Origin of the sequence: Stenotrophomonas sp. HITSZ_GD (genome assembly GCF_029543105.1) — a bacterium.
GTDB lineage: Bacteria > Pseudomonadota > Gammaproteobacteria > Xanthomonadales > Xanthomonadaceae > Stenotrophomonas_A.
In genome coordinates this window covers 312,597-326,619 of the sequence record NZ_JARQXB010000002.1, presented here as the reverse complement: position 1 = coordinate 326,619, position 14,023 = coordinate 312,597, and the positions used below count along the sequence as shown (strand labels likewise).

15 protein-coding genes are annotated in these 14,023 nt (G+C 69.0%); 10 read left to right on the top strand and 5 right to left on the bottom strand.

All coding sequences use genetic code 11. The features are described 5' to 3' along the window. Positions 1 to 12: 12 nt before the first annotated feature. The 4 genes from edd to zwf all read right to left on the bottom strand — a co-directional run bounded on the left by edd (position 13) and on the right by zwf (position 5,166). Positions 13 to 1,929, bottom strand: a complete 1,917-nt coding sequence (edd, locus tag P6166_RS03345; protein WP_277763109.1) for a phosphogluconate dehydratase — start codon at positions 1,927 to 1,929, stop codon at positions 13 to 15. 98 nt (positions 1,930 to 2,027) lie between these two features. Next, the gene (gene pgl / locus P6166_RS03340) at positions 2,028 to 2,741 is read right to left on the bottom strand and encodes a 6-phosphogluconolactonase (protein ID WP_277763108.1); all 714 of its coding nucleotides are present in this window, start codon (positions 2,739 to 2,741) and stop codon (positions 2,028 to 2,030) included. Then, positions 2,738 to 3,742: a glucokinase gene (gene glk / locus P6166_RS03335; RefSeq protein WP_130318370.1), complete on the bottom strand. Its 1,005-nt coding sequence runs from the start codon at positions 3,740 to 3,742 to the stop codon at positions 2,738 to 2,740. Before glk ends, pgl begins: the two co-directional genes overlap by 4 nt. Continuing rightward, the gene (gene zwf / locus P6166_RS03330) at positions 3,739 to 5,166 is read right to left on the bottom strand and encodes a glucose-6-phosphate dehydrogenase (RefSeq protein ID WP_345781848.1); all 1,428 of its coding nucleotides are present in this window, start codon (positions 5,164 to 5,166) and stop codon (positions 3,739 to 3,741) included. The genes glk and zwf overlap by 4 nt, the downstream gene beginning before the upstream one ends. Before the next feature lie 439 nt (positions 5,167 to 5,605). Between zwf and ugpC the strand changes: the two genes are divergently transcribed. Further along, a complete protein-coding gene (gene ugpC / locus P6166_RS03325; protein WP_277763106.1) occupies positions 5,606 to 6,679 on the top strand; it encodes a sn-glycerol-3-phosphate ABC transporter ATP-binding protein UgpC in 1,074 nt (357 codons plus the stop codon). Positions 6,680 to 6,697: 18 nt separating this feature from the next. Here the strand turns inward: ugpC and P6166_RS03320 are convergent, their stop codons facing one another. Then, positions 6,698 to 7,552, bottom strand: a complete 855-nt coding sequence (locus P6166_RS03320; protein WP_277763105.1) for a folate-binding protein — start codon at positions 7,550 to 7,552, stop codon at positions 6,698 to 6,700. Positions 7,553 to 7,591: 39 nt separating this feature from the next. Between P6166_RS03320 and P6166_RS03315 the strand changes: the two genes are divergently transcribed. From P6166_RS03315 to lolD, 9 genes are all read left to right on the top strand, one after another. Then, positions 7,592 to 7,759, top strand: a complete 168-nt coding sequence (locus tag P6166_RS03315; protein WP_277763104.1) for a DUF1674 domain-containing protein — start codon at positions 7,592 to 7,594, stop codon at positions 7,757 to 7,759. 56 nt (positions 7,760 to 7,815) lie between these two features. Continuing rightward, complete coding sequence (gene sdhC, locus P6166_RS03310) at positions 7,816 to 8,211, top strand: succinate dehydrogenase, cytochrome b556 subunit (protein ID WP_277763103.1); 396 nt, start codon at positions 7,816 to 7,818, stop codon at positions 8,209 to 8,211. After that, a complete protein-coding gene (gene sdhD / locus P6166_RS03305) occupies positions 8,208 to 8,591 on the top strand; it encodes a succinate dehydrogenase, hydrophobic membrane anchor protein (RefSeq protein WP_277763102.1) in 384 nt (127 codons plus the stop codon). Before sdhC ends, sdhD begins: the two co-directional genes overlap by 4 nt. Before the next feature lie 6 nt (positions 8,592 to 8,597). Next, positions 8,598 to 10,388: a succinate dehydrogenase flavoprotein subunit gene (sdhA, locus tag P6166_RS03300; RefSeq protein ID WP_277763101.1), complete on the top strand. Its 1,791-nt coding sequence runs from the start codon at positions 8,598 to 8,600 to the stop codon at positions 10,386 to 10,388. 89 nt (positions 10,389 to 10,477) lie between these two features. Next, positions 10,478 to 11,260 (top strand): succinate dehydrogenase iron-sulfur subunit, encoded by a 783-nt coding sequence (locus P6166_RS03295; RefSeq protein WP_130318378.1) that lies wholly within the window; start codon positions 10,478 to 10,480, stop codon positions 11,258 to 11,260. Between the two features lie 109 nt (positions 11,261 to 11,369). Next, positions 11,370 to 11,618 carry a succinate dehydrogenase assembly factor 2 gene (locus P6166_RS03290; protein WP_277763100.1) on the top strand — a complete coding sequence of 83 codons (249 nt, stop codon included), beginning with the start codon at positions 11,370 to 11,372 and terminating at the stop codon, positions 11,616 to 11,618. Further along, positions 11,569 to 12,021 (top strand): hypothetical protein, encoded by a 453-nt coding sequence (locus tag P6166_RS03285; protein ID WP_345781847.1) that lies wholly within the window; start codon positions 11,569 to 11,571, stop codon positions 12,019 to 12,021. Before P6166_RS03290 ends, P6166_RS03285 begins: the two co-directional genes overlap by 50 nt. Before the next feature lie 23 nt (positions 12,022 to 12,044). Then, positions 12,045 to 13,286: a lipoprotein-releasing ABC transporter permease subunit gene (locus tag P6166_RS03280; RefSeq protein WP_277763098.1), complete on the top strand. Its 1,242-nt coding sequence runs from the start codon at positions 12,045 to 12,047 to the stop codon at positions 13,284 to 13,286. Then, a complete protein-coding gene (lolD, locus tag P6166_RS03275; RefSeq protein ID WP_277763097.1) occupies positions 13,279 to 13,995 on the top strand; it encodes a lipoprotein-releasing ABC transporter ATP-binding protein LolD in 717 nt (238 codons plus the stop codon). Before P6166_RS03280 ends, lolD begins: the two co-directional genes overlap by 8 nt. Positions 13,996 to 14,023 lie beyond the last annotated feature (28 nt).

Genomic DNA, 14,023 nt, shown 5'->3' with positions numbered 1-14,023 from the left:
GGGGCAGGGCGCTCACGCGTCCTTGGATTCGTGCGGTGCGGCCGCGGCGGCCGGCTCACCGCCCAGCTCGTACTCGGCGTCGTATTCCCAGATGGTGCCGTCCGCCGCCATCGGGCCACAGCCGATCGAGATCGCGCCCTGGTCGGCGGGGCCGACGACCTGGCGGTTGATCGCGAACAGGTTGCGGCCGATGTCGTGGCCAGCCGGCGCCGTGTTGGGCGCCAGCTCGCGCGAAGCCCACTCGGCCGCCGAAACCTTCACCTCCAGCGTTCCGGCTTCGCCATCGAGCACGATGACATCGCCCTCGCGGATGCGCGCGATCGGACCGCCGCGCGCGGCTTCCGGCGTGACGTGGATCGCCGCCGGGAACTTGCCCGACGCGCCGGACAGGCGGCCGTCGGTCACCAGCGCCACGCGCCGGCCCTGGTTCTGCAACAGGCCCAGCAGCGGCGCCAGCGAGTGCAGCTCGGGCATGCCGTTCGCGCGCGGGCCCTGGTAGCGCACCACCGCCACGAAATCCTGCGGCAGCGCACCGGCGGCGTGCAGCTTGTTCAACACCTGCGGCGCATCGACCACCACCGCCGGCGCTTCGATGCGACGGTACTGCGGCTTGACCGCCGAGAGCTTGATCAGCGAGCGGCCGATATTGCCGCGCAGCAGGCGCAGGCCACCTTGCGATTCGAACGCCTGGGCGACCGGGCGCGCCACTTCCTCGTCGGCGCTGGCCGCCGCGCCCGGCACGAAGAACACCTTGCCGTCCTGCAGGCGGGGCTCCTGCGCAAAGGCGCGCATGCCGCCTTCGACGATCGTCGGCAGGTCGTCGTGCATCAGCCCGGCGTCCATCAGCTCGCGGAACACGAAGGCGGTGCCGCCGGCGGCATGGAAGCGGTTCACGTCCGCCTCGCCGTTGGGATAGACGCGCGCCAGCAGCGGCACGGTCTGCGAGATCAGGTCCATGTCGTCCCAGGTCAGCACGAGGCCGGCCGCGCGCGCCACGGCGATCCAGTGGATCGTGTGGTTGGTGGACCCGCCGGTGGCCATCAGCGCGACGATCGCGTTGACGATCGCGCGTTCGTCGATCAGCCGGCCAAACGGGCGGAAGTCGTCGCCCAGCGCGGTGATCGCCAGCGCGCGTTCGGCGGCGTGGCGGGTCAGCGCATCGCGCAGCGGCGTGCCCGGGTTGATGAAGGAGGCGCCGGGCAACTGCACGCCCATCGCCTCCAGCAGCACCTGGTTGGAGTTCGCCGTGCCGTAGAAGGTGCAGGTGCCCGGCGCGTGGTACGAGGCGGCTTCGGCTTCCAGCAGCTCGGCGCGGGTGGCCTCGCCGGCGGCGTAGCGCTCGCGCACCTCGGCCTTCTGCTTGTTCGGGATGCCCGGGGTCATCGGGCCGGCCGGCAGGAACACGGCCGGCAGGTGGCCGAAGGCGAGCGCGCCGATCAGCAGGCCTGGCACGATCTTGTCGCACACGCCGAGGTACACGGTGGTGTCGAACATGTCGTGGCTCAGGCCGATCGCGGCGGCCTGGGCGATGACGTCGCGCGAGAACAGCGACAGCTCCATGCCCGCGCGGCCCTGGGTGACGCCGTCGCACATCGCCGGCACGCCGCCGGCGACCTGCGCGGTGGCGCCGAGCGAACGCGCGGTTTCGCGGATCAGTTCCGGGTAGTGCTCGAACGGCTGGTGGGCCGAGAGCATGTCGTTGTAGGCGGTGATGATGCCCAGGTTCGGGGTGATCGCGCCGCGCAGGCGGTCCTTGTCGGTCGGCCCGCACGCGGCGAAGCCATGGGCGAGATTGCCGCAACTCAGGCGGCTGCGGAACGGCCCGTCGCGCAGGGCGGCGTCGATGCCGGCCAGGTAGGCCGCGCGCGAGGCGGCGCTGCGCATGCGGATGCGTTCGGTGACGGCTTGGATGTTCGGATGCAGGCTCATTGGCTCGTTCGGCTATGAGAAGGCCACGCGGGCGCCGATGCGGCGTGCGGCGGGACGTGAAGGACGGTGGCGGCATGCCACCGTCCGCGGAGCACGCGTCATGCGCACCAGTGGACCCGCAGGTGCGCACCAGGTTGCTGGATCGCGACGCGGATGGGGTATTCGGTGGGATCCTCGCCGGCCAGCGCGGCCTCGAGCATCTCCAGCTTCTGCTTGCCGCGCAGCAGCAGGCGGGTTTCGCACTGCGCCAGGCCGGCGGGCGTGAGGGTGATGCGCAGCGGCCAGGTGTTTGCGCCCGGGCAGCCGGTGGCGTCGAGCGCCGCGTAGGGCTGCTGGCTGGCCAGCGCCTTGGGCAGGTCGATCGAGCCGGGGAACAGCGAGGCGGTGTGGCCATCGCCGCCCATGCCCAGCACCGCCAGGCACGGCGGCGCGGCGTGGGTGGCGTGCAGGTTGGCGTCGTGCACGCAGTCGGCCAGCGACTTGCCCTGCCGCACCAGCGGCACGAACTGCGCGCCTTCGGCACGATCGAGCAGGCTGTGGCGCACCAGGTAGGCGTTGCTGTCCGGGTCCTGCGGCGAGAGCCAGCGCTCGTCCACCAGGCCCACTTCGATCCTGTTCCATTCCAGCGCCTGCAGCGCCAGCGCTTCGTACACCGGCGCCGGGGTGGTGCCGCCGGACAGCAGCATGCGGGCATGCCCTCGCTTGCCGATCTCATGGCCCAGGATGCTGGCCATTTCCTCGGCGATGCCGGCCACCCAGGCGTCGGCGTCGTCGTGGCGGATCAGCGAGATGCGGTCGCGTGCCGGGCTCATGCGCGGCTCCCCCGGTTGCGCTCCACATCGACCGCGTAGGCGGCCGAGCCGAGCAGGCCGGCGTGCGGGTGCATGACCGCCAGCGAGGGCACGCGCGACATGATCGCCGAGAAGCGGCCCTTGTTCTCGAAGCGCTGGCGGAAGCCGGAATGCTGCAGCGAATCGAGCATGCGCGGCACCAACCCGCCGGTCAGGAACACGCCGTCCCAGGCACCCTGCATCAGCACCATGTCGCCGGCGATGGCGCCGAAGATGGCGCAGAACAGGTCCACCGAGCGCGCGGCGCGGGCATCGCCGGCGGCGGCGCGCGCGGTGATGTCCGAAGGCTTCAGCGGGCCGGGGTCGGCCCCGGCGATCTCGCTGAGCGCGCGGTGGATGTTGACCAGGCCGGGGCCGCAGATCAGGCGTTCGTTGGAGACGCGGCCGAACTGCTGGGAGAGGATCTCCAGGATGCGGATTTCCTCCGGCGTGCCCGGCGGGAAGCTGACGTGGCCGCCTTCGGTCTCCAGCGGATAGCAGCGGCCGTCGCGCACGATCAGCCCGCCCACGCCCAGCCCGGTGCCCGGGCCGATCACGCCGTAGTTGCGCGGCTGGCGGATGTCCGAAGGCTCCCAGCTAGCGCCGCCCACCTGCACCACGTCCTGCGGGCGCAGCAGGCTGATCGCCATCGCCTGCGCGGCGAAGTCGTTGATCAGGTACAGCTCGTCGAAGCCGAGCATGGCGGCGGTGCGCGAGCGCGAGATCACCCACGGATGGTTGGTGATGCGCGCCTCGTCGCCATCGACGCGGCCGGCCACGGCGAACACGCCTTGGCGCGCCGTGGCGCCGATCTGGTCCAGGTAATGCTGGGCCGCCTCGCCGAGCGAGGCGAAGTCGACGACGGCGAACTCGCGCACGCTGTCTTCCAGCAGCGGCATGGAGGATTCCAGGTCGGCCAGGGCGAAGCGCGCATTGGTGCCGCCGATGTCGGCGACCAGCACCGGTTGCAGCGTCGCGCTCATGCCTGCGCCTCCTGGTCGATGCCCGGCGGCAGGAAGGTGGTGGCCGAGGTCGGCCCCCAGGTGCCGGCGGGGTAGGGCTGCAGCGGCAGCTCCGCCGCCTTCCAGGCGTCGCTGACGCTGTCGATCCAGGCCCAGGCCGCGCGCACTTCGTCATCGCGCACGAACAGCGCGTGGTTGCCGTTGAACGCATCCAGGAACAGGCGCTCGTAGGCGATGCGGCGATGCAGGCCGGTGGGCACCGACAGCTCCAGCTCCAGCGGCTGCAGCTCCAGCGCGCCCCATTCCGGGCCGGCCAGCGAGCTCATCAGCCCCAGCTCGATGTTCTCCTGCGGCTGCAGCTGGAACGTGAGCCGGTTCGGCGTGGCGTGCTGGCGGTCCGGGCGTTCGAACAGCCAGTGGGTGACCGGCTTGAGCGTGACCACCACGCGCGTGGTGCGCTCGGGCATGCGCTTGCCGGTGCACAGGTGGAACGGCACGCCTTCCCAGCGCCAGTTGTCGATGTGCGCGGTGACGCCGACGAAGGTTTCCACGTCGCTGCCTTCCGGCGGCTGGTAGGCCTGCGCCGGCTGGCCGTTGATCGTGCCGGCGGTGTAGCGCCCGCGCACGCTGTCGCGCGCGGCGTGTTCGGCCTTGAGCGGGCGCAGTGCGCGCAGCACCTTCACCTTCTCGTCGCGGATGCGGTCCGATTCCAGCGAGGCCGGCGGCTCCATCGCCACCAGGCACAACAGCTGCAGGATGTGGCTCTGCACCATGTCGCGCAGCGCGCCGGAACGCGCGTAGTAGGCATCGCGCCCGTCCACGCCCTCGCTCTCGGCCACCAGAATCTGCACCGACTCGATGTAGTTGCGGTTCCACACCGCTTCCAGCAGCGTGTTGCCGAAGCGCAGCGCGATCAGGTTCTGCACCGCCGCCTTGCCCAGGTAGTGGTCCAGGCGGAACACGCGGTCTTCGTCGATCAGCGCGCCGATGGAGCGCAGAATCTCCTCGGCGCTCACCGAATCGTGGCCGATCGGCTTTTCCAGCATCAGCCGGTTCGGCGCGGCCAGCGCGCCGCCCAGCGCCAGGCCCTGGCAGGTGCTGATGTACAGGCCCGGCGGGATGGCCAGGTAGCTGACGCATTTGCGCGAGGCCAGGTCGCGCACGGCGTTGGCGACCGATTCGGCGTCGCGCAGGTCCACCGAGCGGTAGTCGATGCGCTGCAGCAGGTTGTCGATGTCGGCGGCGCCGGCATGCGGCAGCGCCTGCTCCAACCGCGGGCGCAGGATGTCGCGGAACTTCTCCGTGTCGTGCGGCGAGAGCGCCAGCGCGCGCACCTGGAAATCCTCCGGCAGCAGGCCGTCGATGGACAGCCGCAGCAGGGAGGGGAAGAGGTAGCGCTGCGCCAGGTCGCCGGTCGCGCCGAACAGGAAAAGGGTGTTGTGCATTGGCCGAGTTTCAGTTTCTGCTGACATCGTTGTCAATGGCGTGGATCCTGGGTTTCAGGGGTTTTGCGGGAGGCAATGTCCGGCGCGCGGCGGGGACCGCTGCGTTCGCGCTGGCAGCGCTGTCGTGCGCATTCAGCATCGAAGGCGAGGGCTTCACCCAAGTCCCCGATTGTTGCAGTTATATCGGCGCACCGTTAGGCCCCCCGACGACATGGCAGGGGCAAGATGGCGAATGGCATGCACGCCGCGTACTCCATACGCGGGCGAACGGTTTTCCTGCGACATTGTCTTGCTCCTCCCGGTACCGATGTTGCCAGATGAAAACGCTTACATGTCAGAATAAAACGAATGCATTCGATTGCGAGCAGTTTCATCGGCGACCATTCGAGGCCGGCGCGTATGGCGCGCCGTGAGGCACGACATCCAAAGAGGCTAGCGAATGGCGAAAGTGCAGTTGGAGAACGTCCGCAAGGTTTACGACAACGGACAGGTCGCGGTGCAGGGCGCCACGTTCGAGGTCGCCGACGGCGAGCTGATGGTGCTGGTGGGGCCCTCGGGCTGCGGCAAGTCGACCCTGCTGCGCATGATCGCCGGCCTGGAGGACATCACCAGCGGCACGCTGCGCATCGGCGACCGGGTGGTGAACGACGTGGCGCCGAAGGACCGCGACATCGCCATGGTGTTCCAGAGCTATGCGCTTTACCCGCACATGACCGTGCGCGAGAACCTGGCCTTCGGGCTGAAGCTGCGCGGCCACCCGCAGGCGGTGATCGACGAACGCGTGCGCAACGCGGCGCAATTGCTCGGGCTGTCGGACATGCTCGACAAGCTGCCCAAGGCGATGTCCGGCGGCCAGCGCCAGCGCGTAGCGCTGGGCCGGGCGATGGTGCGCGAATCGGCCGTGTTCCTGCTCGACGAGCCGCTTTCCAACCTGGACGCCAAGCTGCGCCACAGCGTGCGCACCGAGATCGCGCAGCTGCATCGCAAGCTGGGGACCACCATGGTTTACGTCACCCACGACCAGGTCGAGGCGATGACGCTGGGCCAGCGCATCGTGGTGCTCAACGCCGGGGTGATCCAGCAGATCGACACGCCGATGGCGCTGTACGAGCGCCCGGCCAACCTGTTCGTGGCCGGCTTCCTCGGCAGCCCGGCGATGAACGTGCTGCGCGGCACGTTGGAGGAGGGCGGCCTGCGCATGGCCGACGGGCGGCAGGTGCCGTTGTCGGGCACGCCGGCGCCGGCGCAGCGGCAGGGCACCGAGGTGCTGGTCGGCATCCGGCCGGAACACCTGCGTCCGGCGGGCGAGGGCGATGGGGTGGCGTTCGAGGCGCGCATCGAGGGCATCGAGCCGGTCGGCAACGAGATCTTCGTCAACCTCGCGCTCGGCGAGCAGATGCTGGTGATGCGCGTGCCGCCGCAGCCATTGCCCGCGATAGGCGAGACGTTGAAAGTGGCGCTGCATGGCGCGCACCTGCATTTCTTCGACCCGCAGACCGAACTGAGGTTGTGAGCCCGCGGGCCGGCCCGCCTAGCGGGCCAGGCCTTCCAGCAGGGGCTGGCGTTGCACCGGCGCATCGCCGAGCTGCAAGGCCAGCCCTTCGCTTTCGATGGGAAGCACGGCCAGCGCCAACGCACCGGCCACGCTGGCCAGCGTACCGGCCACCTGGGCGCCGTCGCGCAGCTCCGCGCCGGCCTGCGTGCCCGGCGGTACCTCCACCAGCTGTGCCACGCGCTTGGTCTTGCCCAGGAAATGGGTGCGGGCCACGATTTCCTGGCCGGGATAGCAGCCCTTCTTGACGCTGTAGGCGGCCAGCCGGTCCAGGCCGATCTGCTGCGGCGTCCACTGCTCGACGGCGCCCTCGTCCAGGCGCGGCAGCCCCAGGCGCAGGTCGGCCTCGCGCCATCGGGCCACCAGGCCGGGCTGTTCGACGAAAGGATGAGGCGACAGCCGCAGCGTGCGTGGCAGCGCTGTCGTGCCCAGATCGAAATCGTTCGCATCGCCGTCGCTGTCGATCACGTTGCCGTGCGCCCGTGCCGGCGTGTCGAAGCGGCCGCCGGCGTGCAGGTCGGCGCGCACCGCCACCTTGACCTTGCGGCGGAAAACGAAGCGTTGCAGCTGCGCCGCCAGGGTGTCGGCACGGCCATCGGCCAGCACCAGCCACAGCGTGTGTTCGGCGGGGCGGCACAGCATGAAGAGGGCAATGACCCGGCCCTTGGGGTTGAGCCAGGCGCTCCATTGCCATTGCCCGACCGGCAGCGCGCCGACGTCATTGGCGAACTGGGCCTGCGCGAAAGCCACCGAATCGGGGCCTTCGAGCGCGATCACGGCGTGTCCGGTCAGTGCGCCGAAAGCCGCTTGCGGAATGTGAAGGTTGTCATGCACGGGGGCGAGGCATAAAATTTGTGCGTTGCGAGACCCACGATGATAGGCCAAACAACCCCCCATCCCGAATCCGAACCCGAAGACGCGGTGCTTCCGGCAGAACCTTCTGCGCAGGAAACCGTGCCGGCGGAGATCGGTGGTCGCGGCGGACTGGATCCGGTGCGTTACGGCGATTGGGAGAAAAACGGTCGCTGCATCGATTTTTGAGCAGCGTGCAGCCAACGCGGCCGCCGTGCCGCCCAGCCGAGTAATAGAGTCAGCGAATGGCGACCCCAGAACGTCCCCTGTCACCGCACCTTCAGGTGTATCGCTGGCAGATCCAGATGGCCACCTCGATCCTGCATCGAGCCACCGGCATCGTGCTGTCCGTCGGAGCCTTGATCATCGCCGCCGCATTGCTGGCGCTGATGATGGGCCCGCAGCACTGGAACTGCTTCCGCCAGATCGCTGGCGCCTGGTACGGCCAGATCTTCCTGTTCGGCTGGTCGTGGTGCTTCGCCTACCACCTGTGCAACGGCATCCGCCACATCGTGCAGGACTTCGGCCACGGGTTCTCCATTCCCGCCTTCGTGCGCAACAGCTGGCTGTCGGTCATCGGCAGCCTGGTGATCACCGCGTTGATCTGGGCCTACGTGCTGACCACCGGAGGTGTCGCGTGAACCGTTTCCGCACCCCGCTCAAGAATGTCCGCGGCCTGGGCGCCGCCAAGACCGGCACCGAGCACTTCGTCCACCAGCGCCTGACCGCCACCGCGCTGATCCTGCTGGGCCTGTGGTTCGTGGCCTTCGTGCTGAGCCTGCTCGGCGCCGACTACGTCGCCGCCACCGCGGCGATCGCCAAGCCCTGGAACGCCGTGCTGCTGGTCGGCTTCCTGGTGGCGATGTTCTGGCACGCGCAGATCGGCCTGCAGGTCATCCTGGAAGACTACGTCCACAACTCGCTCCTGGCCCTGGCGCTGCAGGTATCGGTGAAGTTCATCGCCGTCCTGGGTGCAATCGTCAGCATTTTCGCGGTCGCGCGCATCGCGCTGGGGAACTGATACAAGATGTCCGCCTACAAGATCACCGAACACAAGTACGACATGGTCGTGGTCGGCGCCGGTGGCGCCGGCCTGCGCGCGACCTTCGGCCTGGCCCAGAAGGGCCTGCAGACCGTCTGCCTGACCAAGGTCTTCCCGACCCGCTCGCACACCGTGGCCGCGCAGGGCGGCATCTCCGCCGCGCTGGGCAACATGGGCGAGGACGACTGGCGCTACCACTTCTACGACACCATCAAGGGGTCGGACTGGCTGGGTGACCAGGACGCGATCGAATACATGTGCCGCGAGGCGATTCCGGCCATCATCGAGCTGGAGCACTACGGCGTGCCGTTCTCGCGTACCGAGGAAGGCAAAATCTACCAGCGCCCGTTCGGCGGCATGACCACCAAGTTCGGCGAAGGCCCGCCGGCCCAGCGCACCTGCGCGGCGGCCGACCGCACCGGCCACGCCATGCTGCACACGCTGTACCAGCAGTCGCTGGCGCACAACGCGCGCTTCATGATCGAGTACTTCGCGCTGGACCTGATCTTCGACGAAGAAGGCGTGTGCCGCGGCGTGCTCGCCCTGGATATGGCGGAAGGTTCGCTGCACCTGTTCCGCGCCCACGGCGTGGTGCTGGCCACCGGCGGCTATGGCCGCTCCTACTTCAGCGCCACCTCCGCCCACACCTGCACCGGCGACGGCGGCGGCATGGTGATGCGCGCCGGCCTGCCGATGCAGGACATGGAATTCGTGCAGTTCCACCCGACCGGCATCTACGGCGCGGGCTGCCTGATCACCGAGGGCGTGCGCGGCGAAGGCGGCATCCTGCGCAACAGCAATGGCGAGCGCTTCATGGAGCGCTACGCCCCGCACTACAAGGACCTGGCCTCGCGCGACGTGGTCAGCCGTTCGATGACCATCGAGATCCGCGAAGGCCGCGGCGTCGGCGAGCACAAGGACCATATCCTGCTCGACCTGACCCACCTGGGCCCGGAAGTGATCAACGAGAAGCTGCCGGGCATCGCCGAGAGCGCCCACATCTTCGCCGGCGTGGACGTGACCAAGGAGCCGATCCCGGTCATCCCCACCGTGCACTACAACATGGGCGGCATCCCGACCAACTACCACGGCGAAGTGGTGCGCAAGGTCGGCGACAACCCCGATACGGTCGTGCCGGGCCTGTACGCCATCGGCGAAGCGGCCTGCGTGTCGGTGCACGGCGCCAACCGCCTGGGCTCCAACTCGCTGCTCGACCTGGTGGTGTTCGGCCGCGCGGTCAGCAACCGCTGCGCGGAGACGATCAAGACCAACCAGCCGCACAAGCCGCTGGCCTCCGACGCCTGCGACAAGGCGCTGGGCCTGCTGGACAAGTTGCGCAACGCCAACGGCTCCACGCCCACGGCGGTGATCCGCGACAAGATGCAGCGCACGATGCAGTCCGACGCGGCGGTCTTCCGCACCAGCAAGACGCTGGCCGAAGGCTGCCAGAAGATGGACGAGATCTTCGGGATGTTCGAGGACGTCAAGGTCTCGGACCGCTCGCTGGTGTGGAACTCGGACCTGATCGAGACCTACGAGTTGAACAACCTGCTGCTCAACGCGGTGGCGACGATCAACTCGGCCGAACAGCGCAAGGAAAGCCGCGGCGCGCACGCGCACGAGGACTATCCGGACCGCGACGACGTCAACTGGCAGAAGCACACGCTGGTCTCGGTCGACGACAAGGGCAAGTGCAGCTTCGACTATCGCCCGGTGCACATGTACACGCTCTCCCAGGACGTGGACGTGGTGCCGCCGAAGCCGCGCGTCTACTGACCTAGCCGGGAAGGGGCCCGCGACGGTCGCTGCATCACCGGCGACCGGCGCGCGCTCAATCCCCAATCCCCTATCCCGGATTCAAAGCCATGGCAGAGTTCACCCTCCCCAAGAATTCCAAGATCGGCAAGGGAAAGCATTTCCCGGCCACGGGCGCGAAGAATGTGCGCACGTTCAAGATCTATCGCTGGAACCCCGACGACAGCGCCAACCCGCGCACCGACACCTACGAGATCGATCTCGACAAGTGCGGCCCGATGGTCCTGGACGCGCTGATCAAGATCAAGAACGAGATCGACCCGACGCTGACCTTCCGCCGTTCCTGCCGCGAAGGCATCTGCGGTTCGTGCGCGATGAACATCGACGGCACCAACACGCTGGCCTGCACCAAGGCGATCAGCGCGTGCGGCAAGGCCGAGGTGCCGATCTACCCGCTGCCGCACATGAACGTGGTCAAGGACCTGGTGCCGGACCTGACCCACTTCTACGCGCAGTACGCCTCGATCAAGCCGTGGATCCGTACCCAGACGCCGCCGCCGCCGGACCGCGAGCGGCTGCAGTCGCCGGAGGACCGCAAGAAGCTGGACGGCCTGTACGAATGCATCCTGTGCGCGTGCTGCTCGACCAGCTGCCCGAGCTACTGGTGGAACGGCGAGCGCTATCTGGGCCCGGCGATCCTGCTGCAGGCCTACCGCTGGATCATCGACTCGCGTGACGAGGACACCGGTGCGCGCCTGGACGACCTGGAAGATCCGTTCAAGCTCTACCGCTGCCACACCATCATGAACTGCGCGCGGACTTGCCCGAAGGGCCTGAACCCCGCGCTGGCGATCGCCGAGATCAAGAAGCTGATGATGGCCCGCCGCGCCTGATCGGGCACGCCTGGCCGGCCACCGCGAGGTGGCCTTGCGCGCGGCACCGGCCTCGGCCTGGTGCCGCGTTCGTTTCCGGGGCCTGCGCCCCACCGAGGAAGTCCGCGCGATGGATGAAGCCACCGAACTGAAGAAGCTGCGCTGGCGCTGCCGCCGCGGCATGCGCGAACTGGACCGGCTGTTCGACCGCTACCTGGACCAGCGCTGGGCCACCGCGCCGGAAGAAGAACGTGCTGTTTTCCGGCTGCTGCTGGAGCGCGAGGACGATAAGTTGTGGCGCTGGTTCATGGGCTACGAGGTGTGCCCGGATGCGCCGCAGGCGGCCCTCATCGATCGGATTCGCACCCTGCAGGCTTGAGTGGCGGCCTTCGCGCTGGTGCGCGCCTGCGCTGGCCGGGCTCGTCGCCTGTGCCTGGCTCTCGCTAGGCATGTCCGCCTTGCCGGCGGAGGCGCTACCGCTGGCCAGCGCACTGCTCGCCGCGCACGCCTTGCGCCTGGCGCGCGGCATGGCGCGACAAGGGCCGCGGCAGTTGCTCGTGCCGTGGGGCGGGGCGCCGGCGCGGGTGGACGGCCTGCCCGTGGAGGCGTTGCGCGTGGAATGGCTCGGCCCGCTGGTGCGGGTGTCGTGGCGGCGCGGTCCGCGTCCTCGCCAGGGCCTGCTGTTCTGGCCCGACACCCTGCCGCCGGCGCGGCGACGTGAACTGCGACTGGCCGCTCGCAGCCGCGTGGTTTCGTCCTCACGCCCGGCAATGGCACCATAGCCTCCCCTGAACGGTCGCAGCGCATGTTCAAACCCTTACCTGTCGCCATCGGCCTGCGTTACCTGCGCGCCAAGCGTCGCAACGGCTTCATCTCCTTCATCTCGATGGCGTCGATCCTGGGCATCGCCCTCGGGGTCACCGTGCTGATCACCACCCTGGCGGTGATGAGCGGCTTCCAGAAAGAAATCCGCGACCGCCTGCTGCAGATGGCCGCCCACGCCACGGTCAGCGCGGACGGCGCGCCGCTGCGCGACTGGCAGACCGCGCTACAGGTGGCCAGCGCCGATCCGCGCGTGGCCGGCGCGGCGCCCTACATCGAAAGCCAGGCGCTGATCACCGGCACGCGCAACCAGCCGGCCATCGTGCGCGGCGTGGTGCCGGCGCAGGAGAACAAGGTCTCCGTGCTGGCGCAGAAGATGAAGCAGGGCTCGGCCGACAGCCTCACGCCCGGCTCGTACAACATCCTGCTCGGCCAGGAACTGGCGCTGTGGCTGGGCGTGAACGTGGGCGACAAGGTGGTGGTGATGCTGGCCGAGCCGCAGGCCACCCCGTTCGGCGCCGCACCGCGCTACAAGCGCTTCACCGTCAGCGGCATCTTCGAGGCCGGCTACAACGAGATCGACCGCGGCCTGGCGGTGACCAACATGGAAGACATGGCGCGCGTGCTGCGCATGGACGGCGTCACCGGCGTGCGGCTGAAGCTCTACGACATGGACCGCGCCTGGGAAGTGGCCAGCGATCTGGCGCTGAAGCTGCCCGGCGACCACCGCGTCAGCGACTGGACGCAGGAAAACGCCAACCTCTACCACTCCCTGCGCATGGAGAAGACGGTGATGGGCATCCTGCTCTCGCTGATCATCGCCATGGGTGCGTTCAACCTGGTGTCCTCGCAGGTGATGCTGGTCACCGACAAGCAGGCCGACATCGCGATCCTACGCACGCTGGGCCTGACCCCGGGCGGGGTGATGAAGGTCTTCATGGTGCAGGGCTCGCTGATCGGCATCATCGGCACCGTGCTGGGGGTGATCGGCGGCATCACGCTGACGCTCAACCTGGAGCGCATCCTCGGGGCGATCGAATCGCTGTTCCACATCAAGCTGCTGCCGGAAGACGTTTACTACATCACCGGCCTGCCCACCGACATGCAGACCCCCGACGTGGTGGCGATCACCGTCGTCGCCCTGCTGATGAGTTTCCTGGCGACCCTGTACCCGGCGTGGCGCGCGGCGCGCACCCAGCCGGCGGAGGCGCTGCGCTATGAATGAGGCCGCGATGAGCTCCACCCCCGTGATCCGTGCCGTGGGCCTGGGCAAGACCTATGCCGAGGGGCGCATGCGCACGCCGGTGTTCGACGGGCTGGACCTGTCGGTGGCACCGGGCGAGACGGTGGCGATCGTCGGTGCTTCGGGCGCCGGCAAGAGTACGCTGCTGCACCTGCTCGGCGGCCTGGACGTGCCCACCGCCGGCGAGGTGCTGGTGGCGGGCCAGTCGATGTCCGAGCTTTCCGATGGCGCGCGCGGCCGGCTGCGCAACCGTGCGCTGGGCTTCGTCTACCAGTTCCATCACCTGTTGCCGGAATTCACCGCGCTGGAGAACGTGATGATGCCGGTGCTGCTGGCCGGCGAGGACGTGGCCCCGGCACGCGAGCGCGCCGCGCAGTTGCTGGAGGCCGTGGGCCTGGGGCATCGCCTGGAGCACAAGCCGGGCGAGCTGTCCGGCGGCGAGCGCCAGCGCGCGGCGGTGGCGCGGGCGCTGGTCAACCGCCCGGCGTGCGTGCTGGGCGACGAGCCGACCGGCAACCTCGACGACCGGACCGCGGCGACCGTGTTCGAGCTGATGCTCGAGCTCAACCGCCAGCACCGCACCAGCCTGGTCCTGGTGACGCACGATCGTGGCCTGGCGTTCAAGCTCGACCGCGTGCTCGAACTGCACGAAGGCCGCCTGCGCCAGCTGACGGCGCCCGCCGCGGCATAAGCCCAGCATCGCGGCGGCAAGATTTCCC